The sequence below is a fragment of the Pseudomonas sp. TE3552 genome, assembly GCF_056278945.1.
In genome coordinates this window covers 4,894,367-4,919,335 of record NZ_JBWBQJ010000001.1, presented here as the reverse complement: position 1 = coordinate 4,919,335, position 24,969 = coordinate 4,894,367, and the positions used below count along the sequence as shown (strand labels likewise).

Sequence of the window (24,969 nt, the reverse complement as noted above, 5' to 3'; positions counted from 1 at the left end):
GTTGAATCTGTTGGCCCCATCGCGAGCAGACTCGCTCCCACATTGTTTGGTATTAGCCCAGAAGATCACGCAGGACTTGGGTGAAGGCGTGGTTGCTTTCATCTTCGTCAGCATGCCGCCCATCGCGCACGACCCACTGGCCGTTGACCAGCACGTCCCGCACCTGGCGATCGCCACCGGCGAACAACCAACGATTGAGAATCCCGTCGCCACTGGCCGTCGCCAGATAAGGATCGTTGCCGTCCAGCACCAGCCAGTCGGCACGCTTGCCGACTTCCAAGGCACCGATCGGCTGCCCCAGCGCCTGGGCACCGCCATCCAGTGCAGCGTCGTACAGAGTGCGACCAACCATCGGCTGATTCGCGCCATACAAACGATTACGCCGCTGATCACGCAGGCGCTGGCCGTATTCCAGCCAACGCAATTCTTCCACCACGCTCAACGACACATGGCTGTCGGAGCCGATGCCCATGCGTCCGCCCTGAGCGAGGAAGTCCACCGCCGGGAAAATCCCGTCGCCGAGGTTGGCTTCAGTGGTCAGGCACAAGCCAGCAATGGCACGGCTCTTGGCCATTAGCGTGACTTCTTCCGGGTTGGCGTGGGTCGCGTGGACCAGGCACCAGCGCTGATCGACTTCGGTGTTTTCGTACAGCCATTGCAACGGACGGCGACCGCTCCAGCTCAGGCAGTCATCGACTTCCTTTTGCTGCTCGGCGATGTGGATGTGCACCGGGCATTGCTTGTCGCTGGCCGCCAGCACTTCGCTGATCTGCTGCGGTGTTACGGCGCGCAACGAGTGGAAACACAAACCCAATGCCTGCGCCGGCTGCTGCGCCAGGATCGGCTGCAAGCGCGACTGAAGCTTCAGGTAGTTTTCGGTGCTGTTGATAAAGCGACGCTGACCTTCGTTCGGGGCCTGGCCGCCGAAACCGGAGTGGCTGTAGAGCACCGGCAGCAAGGTCAACCCGATACCGGCGGAGCTGGCTGCCTGGCTGATGCGCAGCGCCAGTTCGGCCGGGTCCGCGTACGGCTGGCCGTTATTGTCATGGTGTACATAATGAAATTCGGCGACCGAGGTATAACCGGCCTTGAGCATTTCGATGTACAGCTGACGGGCGATGACGCCGAGTTGGTCCGGGCTGATTTTTCCGACGAGCCGGTACATCAGATCGCGCCAGGTCCAGAAACTGTCATTCGGATTACCCGCCACTTCCGCCAACCCGGCCATGGCCCGCTGGAAGGCATGGGAGTGCAAATTTGGCATTCCCGGCAGCAACGGGCCGCTCAGTCGTTCGGCGCCATCTGCATGGGAGTCGGCCTGGATATGGGTCAGTACGCCATCGGCGCTGACTTCAAGACGTACATTGTTGGCCCATCCACTAGGCAGCAGCGCGCGTTCGGCAAAGAAGGCGGACATGGTTCAGCACCCCATCGTGTGTTATTTGTATATACATATACAGACGTTTGCCTGCTCGGTAAACTCCGGCAAGCTAGCAACTTCTAACAGATGAACAAGGATTAACCGTGCCGACTCCCTCTGCCACATTGCCGCCGAATGCCAATCTGAGCGCCAATCTGGGCGACAGTCCGGCGCCCTTGTACGCCCGCGTGAAACAGATGATCACCCAGCAAATCGACAGTGGAAACTGGCCGCCGCACTACCGCGTTCCGTCGGAAAGCGAGTTGGTCAGCCAGCTGGGTTTCAGTCGCATGACCATCAACCGCGCCCTGCGCGAGATGACCGCCGATGGCTTGCTGGTGCGTATGCAGGGTGTCGGAACGTTCGTCGCCGAACCGAAAAGCCAGTCTGCCTTGTTTGAAGTGCACAACATCGCCGACGAAATCGCCTCTCGTGGCCATCGCCACACGTGCAAGGTGATCACCCTCGAAGAAGAGGCCGCCGGTTCCGAGCGGGCCCTGGCGCTGGACATGCGCGAAGGCCAGAAGGTGTTCCACTCGCTGATCGTGCATTTCGAAAACGATATTCCGGTGCAAATCGAAGACCGTTTCGTCAACGCGCTGGTGGCGCCGGAGTACCTCAAGCAAGACTTCACCCTGCAAACCCCTTACGCCTATCTGAATCAGGTCGCACCGTTGACCGAAGGCGAGCATGTGGTCGAAGCGATTCTCGCCGAGCCGTCCGAATGCAAGTTGCTGCAGATAGAAAAGGGCGAGCCGTGCCTGCTGATTCGTCGCCGCACCTGGTCCGGTCGTCAGCCCGTGACCGCCGCCCGTTTGATCCACCCCGGTTCCCGTCATCGTCTGGAAGGTCGGTTTCATAAATGAATCAAGTAAAGGTTCTACGCGCAAAAGATTACCCGCGCATGCCGTGGAAAAACGGCGGCGGCAGCACCGAAGAAATTACCCGTGATACCGGTGTAGGCCTTGATGGTTTTGGCTGGCGCCTGTCGATTGCCGACATCGGCGAGTCGGGCGGGTTTTCCACCTTCGCCGGCTATGAGCGGGTGATTACTGTGTTGCAAGGCGAAGGCATGACCCTGCGCGTCGATGGTCAGGACACGCGGGCATTGTTACCTCTGGACCCGTTTGCTTTCAGTGGCGAGAGCCAAGTGTCCTGCACATTGCTTGGCGGGCCGATTCGCGACTTCAACCTGATTTATGCGCCGGACCGTTACAGCGCGCGGTTGCAGTGGCTGGAGGGCGAGCAGCGGTTTTTCAGCTCGGCCGGCACAGTGCTCGTATTTAGTGTCGCCGAAGCGCTTGAGGTGAATGTCGGTAACGGCACTTCACAACTGGGCCGCCATGATTGCCTGCAGCTCGACGGTAACGTCGGCCTGCTGGATATCTCCAGCAACGGCCCATGCTGTGTGATCGAACTGATCGCACGCAGTTAACTGTGGCGAGGGAGCTTGCTCCCGCTCGGCTGCGCAGCAGTCGTCATCCAGCCTGCCGGTTTCATCTGACACACCACTTGCTCCGGTTTTAGGTCTGCTTCGCAGCCCAGCGGGAGCAAGCTCCCTCGCCACAACAGCAGTAGCCCACGCCGTTTCCCATTGCGCACCACTTTGTTACTGAACGCCCCAACGTGGCGCAAAACCACGCTCAAGTAACAGCCATCGTCCTCGCACAAAATCCCCCCGAAAAATTTCATCTCCGTTAAAACCCTTGATCTACAGGCTTTCCAGTCCTTCCAGAAATTTTCTTGGATGCTCATCCAACAAGTTGGCCGCTTGATTGCATATGCTTGTATGTACAAGTAAAGACGTATGTGTATGAGTCACGAGGACTCAACCATCGTCCACTGATTCGCTGGTGTGCATTGTTGCCCATTGGCTTGCTCGCCCACTGCCTGGGTTGGTTTGGATTGATTGCTGAGGAGTTTTTTTCGTGACTGAGAATAAGCCTACTAAGTTTCGTAACGTCGAAATCCGCGCTGCCCGCGGTAACAAGCTGACCGCCAAGAGCTGGCTGACTGAAGCGCCGTTGCGCATGCTGATGAACAACCTCGACCCGGAAGTTGCCGAGAACCCTAAAGAACTGGTGGTTTACGGTGGTATCGGTCGTGCGGCACGTAACTGGGAATGCTACGACAAGATCGTTGAAAGCCTGACCAACCTGAACGACGACGAGACCCTGCTGGTGCAATCCGGCAAGCCGGTCGGCGTGTTCAAGACCCACAGCAATGCCCCGCGCGTACTGATCGCCAACTCCAACCTGGTACCGCACTGGGCGAACTGGGAACACTTCAACGAACTGGACGCCAAAGGCCTGGCCATGTACGGCCAGATGACTGCCGGCAGCTGGATCTACATCGGCAGCCAGGGCATCGTCCAGGGCACTTACGAAACCTTCGTCGAAGCCGGTCGCCAACATTACAACGATGACCTGAAAGGTCGTTGGGTCCTGACCGCAGGCCTGGGCGGCATGGGTGGCGCTCAACCACTGGCCGCGACCCTGGCCGGCGCTTGCTCGCTGAACATCGAATGCCAGCAGGTGAGTATCGATTTCCGCCTGAACAGCCGCTATGTCGATGAGCAAGCCACCGACCTCGACGACGCTCTGGCGCGTATTGCCAAATACACCAAAGAAGGCAAAGCGATTTCCATCGCCCTGCTGGGTAACGCGGCGGAAATTCTGCCTGAACTGGTCAAGCGTGGCGTGCGCCCGGACATGGTTACCGACCAGACCAGCGCCCACGACCCGCTCAACGGTTACCTGCCCGCCGGCTGGACCTGGGAAGAGTACCGCGCTCGCGCCAAGACCGAGCCGGCTGCTGTGGTGAAAGCCGCCAAGCAGTCGATGGCCGTACACGTTAAAGCGATGTTGGACTTCCAGAAAATGGGTATTCCGACCTTCGACTACGGCAACAACATCCGTCAGATGGCTCAGGAAGAAGGCGTCGAGAACGCATTCGACTTCCCGGGTTTCGTACCGGCTTACATCCGTCCGCTGTTCTGCCGTGGCATCGGTCCGTTCCGTTGGGCTGCGCTGTCGGGCGACCCGCAGGACATCTACAAGACCGACGCCAAAGTCAAAGAACTGATCCCGGACGATGCCCACCTGCACAACTGGCTGGACATGGCCCGCGAGCGCATCAGCTTCCAGGGTCTGCCGGCACGTATCTGCTGGGTTGGCCTGGGCCTGCGCGCCAAGCTCGGTCTGGCGTTCAACGAAATGGTTCGCAGCGGTGAATTGTCCGCGCCAATCGTGATCGGTCGCGACCACCTGGACTCCGGTTCCGTATCCAGCCCGAACCGCGAAACCGAATCGATGCAGGACGGTTCCGATGCCGTGTCCGACTGGCCACTGCTCAACGCTCTGCTCAACACCGCGAGCGGCGCGACCTGGGTTTCCCTGCACCACGGTGGCGGCGTCGGCATGGGCTTCTCCCAGCACTCGGGCATGGTGATTGTCTGCGACGGTACTGACGAAGCGGCCGAGCGTATCGCTCGCGTACTGCACAACGACCCGGCCACCGGCGTCATGCGTCACGCCGATGCCGGTTACCAGATCGCGATCGACTGCGCCAAGGAACAAGGCCTGAATCTGCCGATGATTACCGGCAAATAACGCAGAAATACCTGTAGGAGCGAGGCTTGCCCGCGAAGGCGTCTTAACTGACACACCGCGGTGCATTCTTCGCCGGCAAGCCTCGCTCCTACAGGGATCACCAACACCGACAAACAATCCATAGAGGTTGAACAATGGCTGTTAATGACGATCGTGCAGGCAGTAAACCGTTGATCGAGAAACGTTCGATCGACTACATCCCGGAAGCGGAGAGACACGGTCGTCTGTTGAGCCAGTTCACCCTGTGGATGGGTGCCAACCTGCAAATCACCGCGATTGTCACCGGGGCCCTGGCCGTGGTGCTGGGCGGTGACGTGTTCTGGTCGTTGATCGGTCTGTTGATCGGTCAATTGCTCGGCGGTGGCGTAATGGCGCTGCATGCGGCGCAAGGGCCCAAGCTTGGCCTGCCGCAGATGATCTCCAGCCGGGTACAGTTCGGCGTGTATGGCGCGGCCATCCCGATCGTGCTGGTCTGTCTGATGTACCTCGGTTTCACCGCAACGGGCACCGTGCTTTCCGGCCAGGCGCTGGGCCAGTTGTTTGATGTCAGCGACAGCGTCGGCATCCTGATCTTCGCCAGTGTCATCGTGCTGGTCACGGTGCTTGGTTATCGGGTGATCCATTGGATCGGCCGTGTTGCCAGTCTCATTGGCGTGATTGCTTTTGTTTATCTGTTCAGCCGTCTGATGAGCCAGGTTGATGTTGGCGCACTGTTGCAAATCCGCCACTTCAGCTGGAGCAGTTTCCTGCTCGCGGTATCGCTCGCGGCGTCCTGGCAGATCGCCTTCGGTCCTTACGTGGCTGACTACTCTCGCTACCTGCCGAGCAAGATTTCCTCGGTGAAAAATTTTTTTGCCGCAGGCGCAGGTTCGGTCATTGGTGCGCAGGTAGCGATGGTCCTCGGCGTGTTCGCTGCCGCATCGGCCAACGGCCAATTTGCCGGTCACGAAGTCGCCTACATCGTCGGTCTGGGCGGTACCGGTGCCACCGCTGCGCTGCTGTATTTCAGCATCGCGTTCGGCAAGGTCACCATCTCCACACTGAACTCCTACGGCAGCTTCATGTGCATTGCGACCATCATCAGCGGCTTCCGTGGTGACCTGAAGGTATCGCGCTTGCAGCGTCTGGTCTTCGTGCTGGTCATCGTCGGTGCTGCGACCCTGATGGCGCTGCTCGGTCAGCACTCGTTCCTCGGTGCGTTCAAGTCCTTCATCCTGTTCCTGCTGGCGTTCTTCACGCCATGGAGCGCGATCAATCTGGTGGACTACTACTGCATCACTCGCGAGCGCTATGACGTGCCGGCACTGGCCGATCCGAACGGTCGCTACGGCCGTTGGAACGCCCTCGGTATCAGCGTCTATGTCTTCGGTGTACTGGTGCAGCTGCCGTTTATCTCCACCAAGTTCTATACCGGTCCGTTGGTGGCGGCCCTGGGTGATGTGGATATTTCCTGGATCATCGGTCTGGTGATTCCTGCAGCCCTGTATTACGTATGCGCGAAAAAATGGCACAGCGCAGTTCCCGATCACCTGATCCTGCCGCTCGAGCAGGACAGCGATGCAGCACCTATAACAAGCGGGGCCGGTCGCGCTGCGGCGCAGGCCTGATTGGACGTGGACAGGGCTGGATGCCTCTTGACTGCCGTAAGCCAACTCATGATTAGGAGCGTCACTACAATGAAATCGAACAAGACCCTGCTGACCACATTGCTTTCCATGGGCCTGCTGGCCAGCGCCGGCGCCACTCAGGCGGCGGGTTGGTGCGAGTCGGGCAAACCGGTGAAATTTGCCGGCCTGAACTGGGAAAGCGCCATGCTGCTGACCGACGTGCTGCAAGTCGTGTTGGAGAAAGGCTACGACTGCAAGACTGACAGTTTGCCTGGCAACTCCATCACCATGGAAAACGCCCTGAGCAGCAACGACATCCAAGTGTTCGCCGAAGAATGGGTCGGCCGCAGCGAAGTCTGGAACAAGGCCGAGAAGGCCGGCAAAGTCGTCGGTGTCGGAGCTCCTGTCGTGGGTGCCGTCGAAGGCTGGTACGTGCCACGCTACGTGATCGAAGGCGACGCCAAGCGCAAGTTGGAACCCAAGGCGCCGGACCTGAAAAACATTGCTGATCTGGGCAAGTATTCCGCTGTATTCAAGGACGCCGAAGAGCCATCCAAGGGCCGTTTCTACAACTGCCCGGCCGGCTGGACCTGCGAGCTGGATAACAGCGAAATGCTGAAAAGCTACGGCCTGGAAAGCACCTACACCAACTTCCGCCCAGGCACCGGCCCGGCGCTGGATGCGGCAGTGCTGTCGAGCTACAAGCGTGGCGAGCCGATCCTGTTCTACTACTGGTCGCCAACCCCGCTGATGGGTCAGGTCGACCTGGTCAAGCTCGAAGAAAAACCGGGCGTGGACAAGCGCGTGACCATCAAGGTCGGCCTTTCCAAGACTTTCCACGAGCAAGCCCCGGAACTGGTTACGGTGCTGGAAAAGGTCAACCTGCCGATCGACCTGCTGAACCAGAACCTCGGGCGCATGGCCAAAGAGCGGATCGAATCGCCAAAACTGGCCAAGATCTTCCTGAAGGAACATCCTGAAGTCTGGCACGCGTGGGTGAGCGAAGACGCAGCCAAAAAGATCGACGCGGCCTTGTAGGTCGAGTGTCTCCGACTGTCGGCAACGGCAGTCGGATGCTTGATCGCAACCCCTTGATTGAGAGTCTTTTTATGTTTCCCGAAAGCTTTACCTTTTCCATCGCCGACTGGGTCAACAGTTGGGTCGATTCGCTGGTCACCAACTACGGCGATGTGTTCCGCAGCATCTCCGACACCCTGTTGTGGGCCATCGTCAATCTCGAAGGGCTGCTGCGTGCGGCGCCCTGGTGGCTGATGCTGGCCATCGTGGCGGGCGTTGCCTGGCATGCGACCCGCAAAGTCGTGACCACGTCGGTCATCGTCGGTCTGCTGTTCCTGGTGGGTGCGGTCGGCCTCTGGGACAAGCTGATGCAGACCCTGGCGCTGATGATGGTGGCGACAGTCATCTCGGTGCTGATCGGCATTCCGCTGGGCATCCTCTCGGCGCGCAGCAATCGCCTGCGTTCGGTGCTGATGCCGCTGCTGGACATCATGCAGACCATGCCGAGCTTCGTGTACCTGATCCCGGTGCTGATGCTGTTCGGTCTGGGCAAGGTCCCGGCGATTTTCGCCACGGTGATCTACGCCGCGCCGCCGCTGATCCGCTTGACCGATCTGGGTATTCGCCAGGTCGACGGTGAAGTGATGGAAGCAATCAACGCCTTCGGTGCCAACCGCTGGCAACAACTGTTTGGCGTGCAACTGCCGCTGGCCCTGCCAAGCATCATGGCCGGGATCAACCAGACCACCATGATGGCCCTGTCGATGGTGGTGATCGCCTCGATGATCGGTGCCCGTGGCTTGGGTGAGGACGTGTTGGTGGGGATTCAGACCCTCAACGTCGGACGTGGTCTTGAGGCCGGTCTGGCGATCGTGATTCTGGCAGTGGTCATCGACCGCATTACTCAGGCGTATGGTCGGCCACGGCATGAGGTGAGCAAATGAGCAACGAAGCCATCAGCAAGATCGAAGTCAAAAACGTCTTCAAGATTTTCGGCAACCGTTCCAAGGACGCGCTGGGCATGATTGGCCAGGGCAAGACCAAAGACCAGGTATTGGCCGAAACCGGCTGTGTGGTCGGCGTGAACAATCTGTCGCTGAGCATCGGCACCGGCGAGATCTTCGTGATCATGGGCCTGTCCGGCTCTGGCAAGTCCACGTTGGTGCGCCACTTCAATCGCCTGATCGACCCCACCAGCGGCGCGATCCTGGTGGACGGCGTGGACATCCTGCAATACGACATGGAAGCCCTGCGCGAATTTCGCCGGCACAAGATCAGCATGGTGTTCCAGAGCTTCGGCCTGCTGCCGCACAAGACAGTGCTGGATAACGTCGCCTACGGCCTGAAAGTGCGTGGCGAGAGCAAGCAGGTGTGCGCCGAGCGTGCGCTGCACTGGATCAATACCGTGGGCCTGAAGGGCTACGAAAACAAATACCCGCATCAGCTCTCCGGCGGCATGCGCCAGCGTGTGGGCCTGGCTCGCGCCTTGGCGGCGGACACCGACATCATCCTGATGGACGAAGCCTTCAGTGCTCTCGATCCGCTGATCCGCGCGGAGATGCAGGACCAGTTGCTGGAGCTGCAAAAGACCTTGCACAAGACCATCGTCTTCATCACCCACGACCTCGACGAGGCCGTGCGCATCGGCAACCGCATTGCGATTCTCAAGGATGGCCGGCTGATTCAGGTGGGTACGCCAAGAGAGATCCTGCACTCGCCGGCGGATGAGTATGTCGACCGGTTCGTACAGCGGCGGGCGGCGGTGGTTTGAGGTTGAGTGGTGGCGAGACTGTTTTTGTGGCGAGGGAGCTTGCTCCCGTTCGAGCGCGCAGCGGTCGCAGATTTTTTGGGGCTGCTTCGCAACCCAGCGGGAGCAAGCTCCCTCGCCACAGGTGTCATCCGTCCATGAATTTTGTATGAGGCTCCAGATGTCCCAGGCTGAAAAAATCGTTATCGCCGACGCCCCGTTGCGTTGGCAGGATGTGGTCGCCGTAGCCCGTCATGGCGCACAGCTTGAGCTGTCACCACAGGTCTGGGCACGGATCGAGAATGCCCAGGCGATCGTCCAGCGCATCGTCGCCAGCGGCGAGCGTGCCTATGGCGTCAATACCGGCCTGGGCGCCTTGTGCAACGTCTCGCTCAAGGACGAACAACTCAGCCAATTGTCGCGCAACACCCTGCTCAGTCACGCCTGTGGCGTCGGCGCACCATTGGCCGACGAACAGACCCGCGCAATCATCTGCGCCGCTATTCGCAACTATAGCCATGGCAAATCCGGCATTCATCGCCGGGTGGTCGAAGCCCTGCTGGCGCTGCTCAATCGCGGCATCACCCCGCAAGTGCCGTCCCAGGGCTCGGTTGGCTATTTGACCCACATGGCCCACGTCGGAATCACTCTGCTGGGTGTCGGCAATGTCAGCTATCGCGGGCAGATTGTCTCGGCGCAGCAAGCCCTGGCCGAAGAAGGTCTGCAGCCGGTGCAACTGGGCGCCAAAGATGGCTTGTGCCTGGTCAACGGCACGCCGTGCATGACCGGTCTTAGCTGTTTGGCGCTAGCCGATGCGACGCGTCTGGTGCAGTGGGCCGATGTGATCGGCGCCATGAGCTTCGAAGCCCAGCGCGGCCAGATTACTGCGTTCGACGCCGAGATCATCGCGCTCAAGCCTCACCCGGGCATGCAGCAAGTCGGTATCAACCTGCGGGCGTTGCTCGAGGGCAGTGATGTGATCGCCAGCAGCAAAGGCATTCGCACTCAGGATGCGCTGAGCATCCGCTCGATCCCGCAAGTTCATGGTGCGGCTCGCGATCAACTTGAACACGCGAAACAGCAGATCGAAACCGAACTCAACTCTGTCACCGACAACCCGATGTTGCTGGGCACGCCGGACAACTTCCGCGTCATGTCCCAGGCCAACCCCCACGGCCAATCCGTCGCGCTGGCTGCTGATTTGCTGGCAATTGCCATGGCCGAAATCGGCTCCATCGCAGAGCGTCGCCTGGACCGTTTGATCAACCCGCACGTCAGTGGCTTGCCGGCATTCCTGGTGGCCAATCCGGGCGTCAACTCCGGGATGATGATCGTCCAGTACGTCGCCGCGTCCCTGTGTGCGGAAAATCGCCAGTTGGCGCAACCGGCGGTGCTCGACAACTACGTCACCTCGGGGCTGCAGGAAGACCACCTGAGCATGGGCACCAACGCGGCGCTGAAGCTGCACCGCGCACTGGAAAACTGCACGCAGATCCTCGCCATCGAGTACCTGCTGGCGGCCCAGGCTTTCGAATTCTTGAAGGAGCAAGGCTTTGGCGCCGGCACCGACGTCGCCTGGCGTCTGCTGCGCGAGCGTGTTCCGGCCTACGAGCAGGACCGCTGGCTGGCACCGGACATTGCCGCCGCTGCCAGTGTTTTGAAAGACCCGATTTTGCTGCACAAGGCTTTACCCAACCTGAACTGATTTCCACAACACCAGCGTGCCAAGGCGCGGCCCCTCCAAAAGGCGGGACGCGACGGACAACGGATATCTCCGGAGCGTCTGGTTAGTTAATAAAAACTCTCAAAAGGAGAATGAATGTGACTGCGCTTAATTTGATTCCCGGCCAACTGAGCCTTGCCCAACTGCGTGATGTTTATCAGCAACCGGTCAAAATCACCCTCGACAACAGTGCCTCGGCCCAGATCGAAGCCAGCGTTGCCTGCGTGGAACAGATCCTCGCCGAGAACCGCACTGCTTATGGCATCAACACCGGTTTCGGCCTGCTGGCTTCGACCCGTATCGCCAGCGAAGACCTGGAAAACCTCCAGCGCTCGCTCGTTTTGTCCCACGCCGCCGGTGTCGGCGAGCCGATCAGCGACGCGCTGGTTCGGCTGGTCATGGTGCTCAAGGTCAACAGCCTGAGCCGTGGTTTCTCCGGCATTCGCCGTGTGGTGATCGACGCCCTGATCGCCCTGATCAATGCCGAGGTTTACCCGCACATTCCATTGAAAGGTTCGGTCGGTGCCTCCGGCGACCTGGCGCCGTTGGCGCATATGTCGCTGGTGCTGCTGGGCGAAGGCAAGGCTCGCTACAAAGGCGAGTGGCTGCCAGCCACTGAAGCGCTGAAAGTCGCTGGTCTGACGCCTCTGACCCTGGCTGCCAAAGAAGGTCTGGCACTGCTCAACGGTACTCAGGTGTCCACCGCTTACGCGCTGCGCGGCTTGTTCGAAGGCGAAGATCTGTTCGCTGGCGCCCTGGCCATTGGTGGTATGACGGTTGAAGCGGTATTGGGCTCGCGCTCGCCGTTCGACGCCCGCATTCATGCGGCTCGCGGTCAGAAAGGCCAGATCGACGCCGCTGCCGCTTACCGCGATCTGCTGGGCGAGCGCAGCGAAGTGTCTGACTCGCACCAGAACTGCGAAAAGGTCCAGGACCCGTACTCCCTGCGCTGCCAGCCGCAAGTCATGGGTGCTTGCCTGACCCAGTTCCGCCAGGCTGCCGAAGTGTTGGCCATCGAAGCCAACGCCGTTTCCGACAACCCGTTGGTGTTCGCCGCTGAAGGCGATGTGATCTCCGGTGGTAACTTCCACGCCGAACCAGTGGCCATGGCTGCCGACAACATGGCCCTGGCCATCGCCGAAATCGGTTCCCTGAGCGAACGCCGCATTTCGCTGATGATGGACAAGCACATGTCGCAACTGCCGCCGTTCCTGGTGGCCAATGGCGGCGTGAACTCCGGTTTCATGATCGCTCAAGTGACTGCGGCGGCATTGGCCAGCGAGAACAAGGCGCTGTCTCATCCGCACTCGGTCGACAGTCTGCCGACTTCCGCTAACCAGGAAGACCACGTTTCCATGGCGCCGGCGGCTGGCAAGCGTCTGTGGGAGATGGCGGAGAATACTCGCGGGGTTCTGGCGGTGGAATGGTTGGCTGCAGCCCAGGGGCTGGATCTGCGTGAGGGTCTGAAAACCTCGCCAAAACTGGAAAAAGCCCGCGCGATCCTGCGTGCCGAAGTGCCGTTCTATGAGAAGGACCGCTTCTTCGCCCCGGACATCAATGCGGCCAGTGAGTTGTTGGCGACGCGTTGCCTGAATGACCTGGTGACGGTGAAGTTGCTGCCTAGCCTGTAATGGCCCCATCGCGAGCAGGCTCGCTCCCACATTAGAATGCACACCCCTGTGGGAGTGAGCTTGTTCGCGATTCGATTTTGCGTCGAACAAGAATAATTAAGGACGGGAAATGCAACAGCCAGCAAAGAGTTTGAAACGCGGGCTCTCTGCCCGACATATTCGCTTCATGGCGCTGGGGTCGGCGATCGGCACCGGGCTGTTTTACGGTTCTGCCTCGGCCATTCAAATGGCCGGGCCTGCGGTGCTGCTCGCTTACCTGATCGGTGGCGCGGCGGTGTTCATGGTCATGCGCGCCCTCGGTGAGATGGCCGTGCACAACCCGGTGGCCGGCTCTTTCGGCCAGTACGCCAGCACCTACCTGGGGCCGATGGCGGGCTTCATCCTCGGTTGGACCTACGCGTTTGAAATGGTCATCGTCGGTATGGCCGACGTCACCGCGTTCGGTATCTACATGGGCTTCTGGTTCCCGGAAGTTGCCCGCTGGATTTGGGTACTGGGCATCGTTTCGGTGGTCGGCGGCTTGAACCTGTGCAACGTCAAAGTCTTCGGTGAAATGGAGTTCTGGTTGTCGCTGCTCAAGGTCGCGGCCATCGTTGCGATGATCCTGGGTGGCTTCGGCATCATGCTGTTCGGTATCAGCACGGTGCCCGGCGCCCAGGCGACCGATATCAGCAACCTCTGGAACCATGGCGGCTTCATGCCCAATGGCGTGGGCGGCCTGATCGCTTCGTTCGCCGTGGTGATGTTTGCGTTCGGCGGCATTGAAATCATCGGCGTGACGGCCGGTGAAGCCAAGGATCCGCAGCACGTGCTGCCCCGGGCGATCAATGCCGTACCGTTGCGTATCCTGCTGTTCTACGTGCTGACGATGTTTGTGCTGATGTCGATCTTTCCATGGCAGCAGATCGGCAGCCAAGGCAGTCCGTTCGTGCAGATTTTCGACAACCTGGGGATCAGTTCGGCGGCGACTATCCTCAATATCGTGGTGATCTCGGCGGCGGTGTCGGCCATCAACAGTGACATCTTCGGCGCTGGCCGGATGATGTACGGGCTGGCCCAGCAAGGGCATGCACCCAAGGGCTTTGCTCGCCTGTCGGGCAATGGCGTGCCATGGATGACCGTGGTGGTGATGAGTGTCGCGCTGTTGCTGGGTGTGCTGCTGAACTACCTGATTCCGGAAAACGTGTTCCTGCTGATCGCCTCTATCGCGACCTTTGCCACGGTGTGGGTCTGGCTGATGATTCTGTTTACCCAGGTGGCGATGCGTCGTTCCATGAGCGCCGAGCAGGTCGCACAACTGAAATTCCCGGTGCCGTTCTGGCCCTATGCGCCAATGGCGGCGATTGCCTTCATGCTGTTCATTTTCGGCGTGCTGGGCTATTTCCCGGACACCCAGGCGGCACTGATCGTCGGCGTGGTCTGGATCGTGTTGCTGGTGCTGGCCTACCTGACGTGGGTGAAACCGGCGGCAGGCCAGGCCGCATTGGTGGCGCGGGATCCTGATTTTTCTCATCGATAACCTAACGGAGGCCAGGATGAAAACGCTCTGGCAACACTGCCACGTCGCAACCATGGCGCAAGGCGTCTACTCGATCATCGAGGATGCGGCCATCGTGACGTCCGGTGCGCACATTGAGTGGATTGGTCCGCGCGGCGAACTGCCGCCGGGCGAATACCCAGCGGTCAATGACCTTGATGGGGCCTGGGTCACCCCCGGCCTGATCGACTGCCACACCCATACGGTATTCGGCGGCAACCGCAGCGGCGAATTCGAGCAGCGCCTGCAAGGTGTCAGTTACGCGGAAATTGCAGCGGCTGGCGGCGGCATCGCCAGCACCGTGCGCGCTACCCGCGCCGCCAGCGAGGACGAGTTGTTCGCCAGCGCCGCCAAGCGTCTTAAAAGCCTGATGCGCGATGGCGTCACCAGCATCGAAATCAAATCCGGTTATGGCCTGGACCTGGCCAACGAACGCAAGATGCTTCGGGTCGTTCGTCGTCTCGGCGCCGAGCTGCCGGTCAGCGTGCGCAGCACCTGCCTGGCGGCCCACGCTTTGCCGCCGGAATACGCGGACCGCGCCGATGCTTACATCGATCACATCTGCAGCGAAATGCTCCCGGCCCTGGCTGCCGAAGGGCTGGTGGATGCGGTGGACGCTTTCTGTGAATACCTGGGGTTTTCGCCGGAACAGGTCGAGCGGGTTTTCGTCGCCGCGCAGAAACTCGGCTTGCCGGTGAAGTTGCATGCCGAACAATTGTCGTCGCTGCACGGTTCGAGCCTGGCGGCGCGTTACCACGCACTGTCCGCCGATCATCTGGAGTTCATGACCGAAGACGACGCCATCGCCATGGCCAAGTCCGGCACTGTCGCGGTATTGCTGCCCGGTGCGTTTTACTTCCTGCGCGAAACCCAATTGCCGCCGATGGACGCCCTGCGCAAACACGGCGTGAAAATCGCCATCGCCAGTGACCTCAATCCGGGCACTTCGCCGGCATTGTCTCTGCGCTTGATGCTGAACATGGCTTGCACTTGTTTGCGCATGACCCCGGAAGAGGCGCTGGCGGGCGCGACTATTCATGCCGCCACCGCGCTGGGCATGGCCGAGACTCATGGTTCGCTGGAAGCCGGCAAAGTCGCGGATTTCGTTGCCTGGCAAATCGATCGTCCAGCCGATTTGTCGTACTGGCTGGGCGGCGATCTGGAAAAACGCGTCGTGCGTCACGGCGTCGAAACAAGCGTTTAGGAGAACAGTTGTGGATAAGGTTCTGAATTTCAAACAAGGCCGCGTACCGCTGCTGATCAGCATGCCCCACGCCGGCCTGCGCCTGACCCCGGCGGTCGAGGCCGGGTTGATTCCCGACGCGAAAAGCCTGCCGGACACCGACTGGCACATCCCCACGCTCTACGAATTCGCCACCGAGCTGGGCGCCAGCACACTGGCGGCCGAGTACTCGCGGTTTGTCATCGACCTGAATCGGCCGTCCGACGACAAGCCTTTATATGTCGGCGCCACCACCGGTCTGTTCCCGGCAACGTTGTTTGACGGCATTCCTCTGTTCCGTGAGGGTATGGAGCCCTCGGCCACAGAACGCGCGAATTATCTGGAACAGATCTGGACACCGTACCATCGCACCTTGCAGGAAGAGCTGGCACGACTGAAAGCCGAATTCGGCTACGCGCTGCTGTTCGATGCACACTCGATCCGCTCGATCATCCCGCACCTGTTTGACGGCAAGCTGCCGGACTTCAACCTCGGCACCTTCAACGGCGCCAGCTGCGATCCTCAATTGGCAACTCAATTGGAAGCAATCTGCGCGAAGCACACCGATTACAGCCATGTGCTGAACGGTCGCTTCAAGGGCGGGCACATCACCCGGCATTACGGTAACCCGGCCGAGAACATCCATGCCGTGCAGCTGGAATTGGGCCAGTGCACCTATATGGAAGAGTTCGAGCCGTTCCGCTACCGCCCGGATCTGGCGGCACCGACGCAAGTGGTGCTCAAGGAGTTGTTGCAAGGGTTGCTGGCGTGGGGCGAAAAGCACTACAGCGCATAACCCTGTGGCGAGCAGGTTTTTGTGGCGAGGGAGCTTGCTCCCGCTCGGCGGCGAAGCCGTCGTAAACCCGGCGGGTCGGGTGTATCTGATAAAACTCGGCTGAATGGTTTGGGGGCCGCTTCGCGGCCCAGCGGGAGCAAGCTCCCTCACCACAGATCATCACTCGCCTCGATACCTTTCCGGAACTGTCGCCACCGTGCAAATCTCGGTCGCCACAGTTCGCTTTTACCCTCTCGACGCTGCGTAATGTTCTGGGCACGGTGCACGAAGACACCGGCCCCCAACAATAATCTGCCGCGCGAGAAAGCTCTCTATGACAAGCACCAAAGGTTTGTTCACCCGCTGTCTCTCAATCCTCTGTGGCACTGCTCTTCTGAGCACCAGTGTTTTCGCCAACGACCCCGCTTCCTGCAAGGCCGTGCGCATGGGCGTGGTCAACTGGACCGACGTCATCGCCACCAGCGGCATGGCCGATGTGTTGCTCAACGGCCTTGGCTACGAAAGCAAGCAAACCAGCGCGGTTCAGCAAATCATCTTCGCCGGCATCCGCGACAAGCGTCTGGACATCTTCCTCGGTTACTGGAAACCGGCGATGGACAAGAACATCGCCCCATTCGTGGCCGCCAATCAGCTCAAGGTCATGGACAAACCGAGCCTGGCCGACGCCCAGGCGACGCTTGCGGTTCCCGACTACGTTGCCGCGGCAGGCTTGAAAACCTTCGGTGATATCGCGAAATTCAAAGACCAGCTCGGCGGCAAGATCTACGGCATCGAGCCGGGTAGCGGCGCCAATACCACCATCAAAACCATGATCGAGACCAACCGCTTTGGCTTGAAGGACTTCAAGCTGATCGAGTCCGGTGAAGCCGGGATGCTCGCCGCCGTGCAACGGGCGGTCAATCACAAGGAGTTCGTAGTGTTCGTCGGCTGGACCCCGCATCCGATGAACATCAACATGAACATCGCCTACCTGACCGGCAGTGAAGATGTCTATGGCCCGAATGAAGGCGCGGCGACCGTTTCTACCGTGACCGCGCCGGACTATGCCGAGCGCTGCCCGAACGTGAACCGTCTGCTGGAAAACCTGACCTTCACCGCCGCCCAGGAAAGTCAGCTGATGGTGCCGATCATGGAGCGCAAGACACCACAGGACGTTGCCAGGCAATGGCTGCGTGATCATCCCGAAGATCTTCAGCGCTGGCTGGCGGGGGTCAGCAGTTTCGATGGCAAGGATGGCGTGGCAACCGTTCAGGCCAGTTTGAAGAACTGATCACCATTTCTTCGGAAAGAGCGCTGTCTGTGGCGAGGGAGCTTGCTCCCGTTCGGCGGCGAAGCCGTCGTAAATCCGGCTGGTCGGGTGTATCTGATAAAACTCGGTCGAGTGGTTTGGGGCTGCTATGCAGCCCAGCGGGAGCAAGCTCCCTCGCCACAGAACTGAGTTCCAATCCAAAATCGTTGGCTAACTGGCTGCAGACTCATGGCTTCTTATCCACTCTCTGAACAGATGGCGGCTTTCGTCGAGAAAACCGTCAGCTTCAACAGCGCCGACAGCAGCCTCACCGGTTTGCGTCAGGCCTACAGCGAAATGTGCCGGGCGTTTACCCCGTCGTGTCCCGCAGGGCTTGAGGTCATCGATTTTGAGTTGGCGGGAGTGGCAGTGCGCGCCTGGCAACCGCCGATTCCTCCGCCGACCAACGGTTGGCCCTGCATTGTGTATCTGCATGGTGGCGGTTGGGTGGTGGGGGATCTGGACTCCCATGCCTTCATCTGCGCCGAACTGGCGTCGGTGCTCGGCGTGTTGGTGATCGCCGTCGATTATCGGTTGGCGCCAGAGCATCCGTTTCCGGCGGCGTCCGATGACTGCCTGAGTGTCTGGCGCGCGCTGCGTACCGGACCGTTTCGGCTCGACCCCGCGCGGACCCTGGTGGCAGGCGACAGCGCAGGCGGCAACCTCGCCGCTGCGTTGTGCCTGGCCTTGCGCGATGCCGGCGAGCCGGCGCCTTGTGCGCAGGTTCTGATCTATCCGGGGTTGGGCGGCGATCGTCGATTGCCGTCGCGCAGTGAGTGCGTCGACGCCCCGTTGCTCAGCAGTAGCGATCTGGATTGTTATCACGGGTTGTATTTGCGCGGCATCCGTCGGCCAACGGCCTATGCAATGCCGTTGCTCGCCGACGATTTCAGCGGTCTGCCGCCCGCGTTGATTGCCGTGGCGCAGTTCGACCCGCTGCGCGATGACGGCGTGCTTTACGCCGAGCGACTCAATGCCGCCAGCGTGAGCGCAACACTTTATTACGGCGAGGGGCTGGTTCACGGTTGTTTGCGGGCGCGGGGGCAGGTTGCCGAGGTCGATCGACTCTATGAAACCCTGCTCGGCTATTTGGCTGAGAAGACGGGCTGACAAACGCTGACGCTGCAAGGGGCATGCTCATTGAAGTAATTCGGGTTTATGATGCCGGACGGCAGAATAATAGAAGTCCCTACAGGGATGACCTCGACCCCTTACGGAGCGCGCAATGCAGACTTTGTACCCGCAGATCAAACCCCACGCCCGGCACGATCTGGCTGTCGATAAAACCCACACGCTGTATGTCGACGAAAGCGGTTCGCCGGAAGGTTTGCCAGTGGTATTCATTCACGGCGGCCCCGGCGCCGGGTGTGATGCCCAGAGCCGCCGGTATTTCGATCCAAATCTGTATCGCATCGTTACCTTCGACCAGCGCGGTTGCGGTCGCTCCACGCCCCACGCCAGCCTGGAAAACAACACCACCTGGGATCTGGTCGCCGACCTCGAGCGGATTCGCAAGCACCTGGGCATCGATAAATGGGTGCTGTTCGGCGGTTCCTGGGGTTCGACCCTGGCCCTGGCCTACGCGCAAACCCATCCGGAGCGCGTGCACGGTTTGATTCTGCGCGGGATTTTTCTCTGCCGTCCGCAGGAAATCGAGTGGTTCTACCAGTGTGGCGCCAGTCGCCTGTTTCCCGATTACTGGCAGGACTACATCGCGCCGATCCCGCAGGACGAGCGCGACGACTTGCTTTCGGCGTTCCACAAACGCCTGGTCGGCAACGATCAGATTGCCCAGATGCATGCAGCCAAGGCTTGGTCCATCTGGGAAGGCCGTACCGCTACCCTGCGTCCGAATCCGCTGGTGGTCGACCGTTTCTCCGAACCCCAGCGTGCATTGTCCATCGCCCGTATCGAATGCCACTACTTCACCAACAACGCGTTCCTGGAGCCGAATCAGCTGATCCGCGACATGGGCAAGATCGCCCATTTGCCTGGGGTGATCGTCCATGGTCGCTATGACGTGATCTGCCCGCTGGACAACGCCTGGGAACTGCATCAGGCCTGGCCGAACAGCGAATTGCAGGTGATCCGCGATGCTGGCCATGCCGCATCCGAGCCGGGCATCACCGATGCATTGGTACGCGCCGCCGATCAGATGGCCCGTCGCTTGCTCGACTTGTCGCCCGACGAAGCATGAAGGGCCTGCTGCAACGCGTGCGTGGCGCCCGAGTCGAGGTCGCTGGGGAGATCGTCGGTGCGATAGATCAGGGATTGCTGGTGCTGGTGGCGGTCGAGCCCGACGACACTCGGGCCAGCGCCGACAAACTTCTGCATAAACTGCTTAACTATCGAGTATTCAGCGACGCCGAGGGCAAGATGAATCTGTCCTTGGCGGATGTAGGCGGTGGGTTGCTGCTGGTCTCGCAGTTCACCCTGGCCGCCGACACCAAAAACGGGTTGCGCCCGAGTTTTTCGACTGCAGCCCCTCCGGCGCTGGGTGAGGAGCTTTTCGACTATTTACTGGGCAAAGCGAAACAGGTGCATGGCACTGTGGCATCAGGTAGATTCGGCGCGGATATGCAGGTGCATCTGGTCAATGATGGCCCGGTAACCTTCCTGTTACAGACGTGAAAGCGCTTGAAACATCTTTATTAAGGGCATTTCGGCTGAAAACAGGGGTTTTTCCCGATAAATACTTGCTTCCCCCTGATGCGTTGTAACGCGGCCTACTAGATAATCGCGCGCTACGGGGATCAGCGTTCGTTGGTCCATTTTGACTTAGGTAGAGACTTGTCCGGGACCTGTTGGGGAATCATTTTGCCCCATGGGAGTCGGAACAATGCTCGCCAACTTGGCAAGAGTGGTCCGCAGGGTCGGTTTTTTTCCACCGTACACCGTGCTGGCACTTTAACTGGCCGTTGGTTTTTTGATTTGTTTTCGGCGAGGGTTGCTCGTGATTGTTAGTCCCTGTAATGCACCAAAATTGTCTGCCAAACGGTTTCGAAACGCACTGGTAGCGGGCTCTGCACTGCTCTGCCTGTTCAGCGCCGGCCAGCTTTGGGCATTCAATCTGGATGACGTATCGGTCAAGGCAAAAGAGCTGGCCGGGCAAAAATACGAAGCCCCGCGCAGTAACCTGCCGAATGAATTTCGTGAGATGAAATTCGCGGATTATCAAAAAATTCGCTTCCTCACCGAAAAAGCCGAGTGGGCAAACCAGAAAACCCCTTTCAAACTGTCGTTCTATCACCAGGGCATGCACTTCGATACTCCGGTGAAAATCAACGAAATCACGGCCAATACCGTCGAAGAGATCAAATACGACCCAAGTCGTTTCGATTTCGGCGACGTGAAGTTCGATCCTAAAGCCACCGAACAGCTGGGCTATGCCGGTTTCCGTGTGCTGTACCCGATCAACAAGGCCGACAAGCAAGACGAAATCATGACCATGCTCGGCGCGAGTTACTTCCGCGTTGTCGGCAAGGGCCACACCTATGGCCTGTCCGCTCGCGGCATGGCCATCGATACCGCCTTGCCGTCCGGCGAAGAGTTCCCGCGTTTCACCGAGTTCTGGATTCAGCAGCCGAAGCCGGGCGACAAGCACCTGGTGATCTTCGCCCTGCTGGATTCGCCGCGTGCCACCGGTGCCTATCGCCTGACCCTGCGTCCGGGCAGCGACACGGTCGTCGACGTCAAGGCCAGGATGTTCCTGCGTGACAAGGTCACCAAACTCGGCGTTGCGCCGCTGACCAGCATGTTCCTGTTCGGCGCCAACCAGCCGTCGAAAGTGCTGAACTACCGTCGCGAACTGCACGACTCCAGCGGTCTGTCGATCCATGCCGGCAACGGCGAATGGATCTGGCGCCCATTGAACAACCCGAAACACCTGGCCGTGAGCAACTTCTCGATCGAGAACCCGCGCGGTTTCGGCTTGCTGCAACGTGGCCGTGACTTCAGCCACTACGAAGACCTCGATGACCGCTACGACAAGCGCCCAAGTGCCTGGATCGAGCCGAAGGGCGATTGGGGCAAGGGCTCCGTCGATCTGGTGGAGATTCCTACCGCTGACGAAACCAACGACAATATCGTTGCTTTCTGGAGCCCGGAAAAACTGCCAGAGCCTGGCCAGTCCCTGGACGTCGCCTATCGCATGCACTGGACCATCGACGAAGCCTCCCTGCATTCGGCGGACAGCGCCTGGGTTCAACAGACGCTGCGTTCCACTGGTGACGTGAAGCAGTCGAACCTGATTCGTCAGCCGGACGGCAGCGTGGCCTACCTGGTGGATTTCCAAGGTCCGTCCCTGCAAGACTTGCCGGAAGATGCCGACGTGCGCAGTCAGGTGAGCGTTGGTGACAACGCGGAACTGGTCGAGAACAGCGTCCGTTACAACCCTGAAACCAAGGGCTGGCGCCTGACCCTGCGGATGAAGATCAAGGATCCGGGCAAGTCCACCGAAATGCGTGCAGCACTGGTCAAGACCATCACGCCTGCCGAGACGATCAAGACCACGGCGCCAGCGTCCAGCTCTTCCGTTGCCAAGGCTGACAAGATCGCCGCCAAGCAGCAGGAGAAGAAGGACAAGGAGGCCAAGCAAGCTGAAGCGCAAGCCCTGCAAGTCAAGGACACCAAGGACAAGGACAACAAAGACGCCAAGCAGCCTGTCGCTGCCGAAGCGGCCCCTGCCACACCGGAATCGGCGCCGACTGAACAAGTCCTGACCGAGACCTGGAGCTATCAGTTGCCTGCCGATGAGTAATTCACACGTACAGCCTCAAACGCTTGCCGAGTACCTGGCGCATTTGCCGATGACCGACGAGCAGCGCGCGGAACTCGCGGGCTGCAAGTCTTTCAGTGAACTGCACGAACGTCTGTCGTCCTCGACGTTCGACGCGCCAACCGATGCCGCCCAGGCGTCGGTCGGGCGGCGCCTGACCCTGAACACCGCCGAAGAACTGGCGGATGCGCAAATGCTGGGGCTCGACGCCAGTGGTCGGGTTTGCCTCAAGGCAGCCCCGCCGATCCGTCGGACCAAAGTTGTTCCGGAGCCGTGGCGCACCAATATTCTGGTGCGTGGCTGGCGTCGGCTGACCGGTCGCACCAATCCGCCGGCCCCGCCAAAGGATGAGAACGTGCTGCCGGCGGCTCGCTGGCGCACCGTCGGCTCGATCCGCCGCTACATTCTGCTGGTGCTGATGCTCGGTCAGACGATTGTCGCCGGCTGGTACATGAAAGGCATCATGCCGTACCAGGGTTGGTCGTTCGTCGATCTTGAAGAAGTCCTGCACCAACCGTTGCTGCAAACCGCGGCCCAGGTGCTGCCTTACGTGTTGCAAACCAGCATCCTGATTTTGTTCGGGATTCTGTTCTGCTGGGTGTCGGCCGGTTTCTGGACCGCGCTGATGGGCTTCCTCGAGTTGATCACGGGTCGCGACAAGTACCGCATTTCCGGTGCCAGCGCCGGCAACGAGCCGATCGCCAAGGACGCACGCACCGCATTGGTGATGCCGATCTGCAACGAAGACGTGCCGCGGGTGTTCGCCGGTTTGCGGGCGACCTTCGAGTCGGTGGCGGCCTCGGGTAACCTTGATCGCTTCGACTTTTTCGTGCTCAGTGACAGTAACGATGCCGACATCTGTGTTGCCGAACAGCAGGCCTGGCTGGACGTCTGCCGTGAAGCCAAGGGCTTCGGCAAGATCTTCTATCGCCGCCGTCGCCGCCGCGTAAAACGTAAAAGCGGCAACCTCGACGACTTCTGCCGTCGTTGGGGCGGTGACTACAAGTACATGGTCGTACTCGACGCCGACAGCGTCATGAGCGGCGAATGCCTGAGCAGCCTGGTGCGCTTGATGGAAGCCACGCCGGACGCCGGGATCATCCAGACCGCGCCGCGTGCGTCGGGCATGGACACCCTTTATGCGCGTATGCAGCAGTTCGCCACCCGTGTGTACGGTCCGCTGTTCACCGCCGGCCTGCACTTCTGGCAGTTGGGCGAATCCCACTACTGGGGTCACAACGCGATCATCCGTATGAAACCGTTCATCGAGCACTGCGCCCTGGCGCCGTTGCCCGGTAAAGGCGCGTTCGCCGGCGCGATTCTGTCCCACGACTTCGTCGAAGCTGCGCTGATGCGCCGTGCCGGCTGGGGCGTGTGGATTGCCTATGACTTGCCGGGCAGTTATGAAGAACTGCCGCCGAACCTGCTGGACGAACTCAAGCGTGACCGTCGCTGGTGCCACGGCAACCTGATGAACTTCCGACTGTTCCTGGTCAAAGGCATGCACCCGGTACACCGTGCGGTGTTCCTGACAGGCGTGATGTCTTACCTGTCGGCGCCGTTGTGGTTCTTCTTCCTCGTGCTGTCGACAGCCCTGCTGGCGACCAACACGCTGATGGAGCCGCAGTACTTCCTGGAACCGCGTCAGCTCTATCCGTTGTGGCCGCAATGGCACCCGGACAAGGCGATTGCACTGTTCTCGACGACTATCGTGCTGCTGTTCCTGCCGAAGTTGCTGAGCATCATCCTGATCTGGGCCAAGGGCGCGAAAGAGTTTGGTGGCAAGTTCAAGGTGACGCTGTCGATGCTGCTGGAGATGTTGTTCTCCATGCTGCTGGCGCCGGTGCGGATGATTTTCCACACCCGTTTCGTCCTCGCTGCGTTCCTCGGCTGGGCTGCGACCTGGAACTCGCCGCAACGTGACGACGACTCCACGCCATGGAGCGAAGCGGTCAAGCGCCACGGTCCGCAGACGCTGCTGGGCTTCTTCTGGGCCTTGCTGGTGATCTGGTTGAACCCGAGCTTCCTGTGGTGGCTGGTGCCGATCGTCGGTTCGCTGATGCTGTCGATCCCGGTATCGGTGATTTCCAGCCGCGTCGGCCTGGGCCTCAAGTCCCGTGACGAGAGCCTGTTCCTGATTCCTGAGGAATACAATCCGCCGCAGGCGTTGCTGGCAACTGACCAGTACACCCACGAAAACCGCTGGCACGCGCTGAACGACGGCTTCGTCCGTTCGGTGGTCGATCCGCAGCAGAACGCGTTGGCGTGCGCGCTGGCGACGTCCCGTCACCGTGAGGCCGAACCGATCGAATGGCTGCGCATCGAGCGGGTTCGCCATGCGATGAAGGTCGGGCCTGCGGGGCTGACCAACAACGAGCGCGTAGCCCTGCTGAGTGATCCGGTGGCACTGGGTCGCTTGCATGAGCAGGTCTGGAACGAAGGCCATGCGGAGTGGCTGCAAGCCTGGCGCACATCGGTGGATGCCGATCCCCATGCGCCGCTATTGCCGCTCAAGCCAATGAGTGTTCAGCCTCAGTTGGCATAACGAAAAGCCCCGCTTTCGAAAGGAAGCGGGGCTTTTTTTCGCCTGCTG

The 24,969-nt window shown here is 60.2% G+C and carries 19 protein-coding genes; 18 read left to right on the top strand and 1 reads right to left on the bottom strand.

Features of this window, described 5'->3' with window-relative positions; genetic code table 11:
- Positions 1–52 precede the first annotated feature (52 nt).
- Positions 53–1,417 carry a formimidoylglutamate deiminase gene (locus tag ACZ9BB_RS22170; protein WP_476216231.1) on the bottom strand — a complete coding sequence of 455 codons (1,365 nt, stop codon included), beginning with the start codon at positions 1,415–1,417 and terminating at the stop codon, positions 53–55.
- 200 nt (positions 1,418–1,617) lie between these two features.
- Here ACZ9BB_RS22170 and hutC point away from each other — a divergent pair, with 200 nt between their 5' ends.
- The 18 genes from hutC (at position 1,618) to mdoH (ending at position 24,921) form a co-directional block, all read left to right on the top strand.
- Positions 1,618–2,286: a histidine utilization repressor gene (gene hutC / locus ACZ9BB_RS22165; protein WP_232252242.1), complete on the top strand. Its 669-nt coding sequence runs from the start codon at positions 1,618–1,620 to the stop codon at positions 2,284–2,286.
- On the top strand, positions 2,283–2,855 hold the full coding sequence (locus ACZ9BB_RS22160) for a HutD/Ves family protein (RefSeq protein WP_476216229.1): 573 nt from the start codon (positions 2,283–2,285) through the stop codon (positions 2,853–2,855). Before hutC ends, ACZ9BB_RS22160 begins: the two co-directional genes overlap by 4 nt.
- 493 nt (positions 2,856–3,348) lie before the next feature.
- On the top strand, positions 3,349–5,031 hold the full coding sequence (gene hutU / locus ACZ9BB_RS22155; RefSeq protein ID WP_476216227.1) for a urocanate hydratase: 1,683 nt from the start codon (positions 3,349–3,351) through the stop codon (positions 5,029–5,031).
- Positions 5,032–5,165: 134 nt separating this feature from the next.
- Positions 5,166–6,638, top strand: coding sequence for a purine-cytosine permease family protein (locus ACZ9BB_RS22150; protein ID WP_476216225.1), 1,473 nt, complete (start codon positions 5,166–5,168; stop codon positions 6,636–6,638).
- A gap of 69 nt (positions 6,639–6,707) precedes the next feature.
- The gene (locus tag ACZ9BB_RS22145) at positions 6,708–7,676 is read left to right on the top strand and encodes an ABC transporter substrate-binding protein (RefSeq protein WP_476216223.1); all 969 of its coding nucleotides are present in this window, start codon (positions 6,708–6,710) and stop codon (positions 7,674–7,676) included.
- A 71-nt stretch (positions 7,677–7,747) separates the two neighbouring features.
- Positions 7,748–8,599, top strand: coding sequence for an ABC transporter permease (locus ACZ9BB_RS22140; RefSeq protein WP_030129253.1), 852 nt, complete (start codon positions 7,748–7,750; stop codon positions 8,597–8,599).
- Positions 8,596–9,426: a quaternary amine ABC transporter ATP-binding protein gene (locus ACZ9BB_RS22135; protein ID WP_476216220.1), complete on the top strand. Its 831-nt coding sequence runs from the start codon at positions 8,596–8,598 to the stop codon at positions 9,424–9,426. The genes ACZ9BB_RS22140 and ACZ9BB_RS22135 overlap by 4 nt, the downstream gene beginning before the upstream one ends.
- Positions 9,427–9,583: 157 nt before the next feature.
- Positions 9,584–11,107: a histidine ammonia-lyase gene (gene hutH / locus ACZ9BB_RS22130; RefSeq protein WP_476216218.1), complete on the top strand. Its 1,524-nt coding sequence runs from the start codon at positions 9,584–9,586 to the stop codon at positions 11,105–11,107.
- 110 nt (positions 11,108–11,217) lie between these two features.
- Complete coding sequence (gene hutH / locus ACZ9BB_RS22125; RefSeq protein ID WP_476216216.1) at positions 11,218–12,756, top strand: histidine ammonia-lyase; 1,539 nt, start codon at positions 11,218–11,220, stop codon at positions 12,754–12,756.
- A gap of 109 nt (positions 12,757–12,865) precedes the next feature.
- Positions 12,866–14,275: an amino acid permease gene (locus ACZ9BB_RS22120; RefSeq protein ID WP_476216214.1), complete on the top strand. Its 1,410-nt coding sequence runs from the start codon at positions 12,866–12,868 to the stop codon at positions 14,273–14,275.
- Between the two features lie 16 nt (positions 14,276–14,291).
- A complete protein-coding gene (gene hutI / locus ACZ9BB_RS22115; protein ID WP_476216212.1) occupies positions 14,292–15,497 on the top strand; it encodes an imidazolonepropionase in 1,206 nt (401 codons plus the stop codon).
- 10 nt (positions 15,498–15,507) lie between these two features.
- Positions 15,508–16,311 carry an N-formylglutamate deformylase gene (gene hutG / locus ACZ9BB_RS22110; RefSeq protein ID WP_476216210.1) on the top strand — a complete coding sequence of 268 codons (804 nt, stop codon included), beginning with the start codon at positions 15,508–15,510 and terminating at the stop codon, positions 16,309–16,311.
- A gap of 313 nt (positions 16,312–16,624) precedes the next feature.
- Positions 16,625–17,581 carry a choline ABC transporter substrate-binding protein gene (locus tag ACZ9BB_RS22105; RefSeq protein WP_476216208.1) on the top strand — a complete coding sequence of 319 codons (957 nt, stop codon included), beginning with the start codon at positions 16,625–16,627 and terminating at the stop codon, positions 17,579–17,581.
- A gap of 207 nt (positions 17,582–17,788) precedes the next feature.
- Positions 17,789–18,709, top strand: coding sequence for an alpha/beta hydrolase (locus ACZ9BB_RS22100; RefSeq protein ID WP_476216207.1), 921 nt, complete (start codon positions 17,789–17,791; stop codon positions 18,707–18,709).
- A 115-nt stretch (positions 18,710–18,824) separates the two neighbouring features.
- A complete protein-coding gene (gene pip / locus ACZ9BB_RS22095; protein WP_476216205.1) occupies positions 18,825–19,796 on the top strand; it encodes a prolyl aminopeptidase in 972 nt (323 codons plus the stop codon).
- Positions 19,793–20,230 carry a D-aminoacyl-tRNA deacylase gene (dtd, locus tag ACZ9BB_RS22090; protein WP_476216203.1) on the top strand — a complete coding sequence of 146 codons (438 nt, stop codon included), beginning with the start codon at positions 19,793–19,795 and terminating at the stop codon, positions 20,228–20,230. The genes pip and dtd overlap by 4 nt, the downstream gene beginning before the upstream one ends.
- A 322-nt stretch (positions 20,231–20,552) precedes the next feature.
- On the top strand, positions 20,553–22,358 hold the full coding sequence (locus ACZ9BB_RS22085) for a glucan biosynthesis protein G (RefSeq protein ID WP_476216202.1): 1,806 nt from the start codon (positions 20,553–20,555) through the stop codon (positions 22,356–22,358).
- Positions 22,351–24,921: a glucans biosynthesis glucosyltransferase MdoH gene (gene mdoH / locus ACZ9BB_RS22080; RefSeq protein ID WP_476216200.1), complete on the top strand. Its 2,571-nt coding sequence runs from the start codon at positions 22,351–22,353 to the stop codon at positions 24,919–24,921. The genes ACZ9BB_RS22085 and mdoH overlap by 8 nt, the downstream gene beginning before the upstream one ends.
- Positions 24,922–24,969 lie beyond the last annotated feature (48 nt).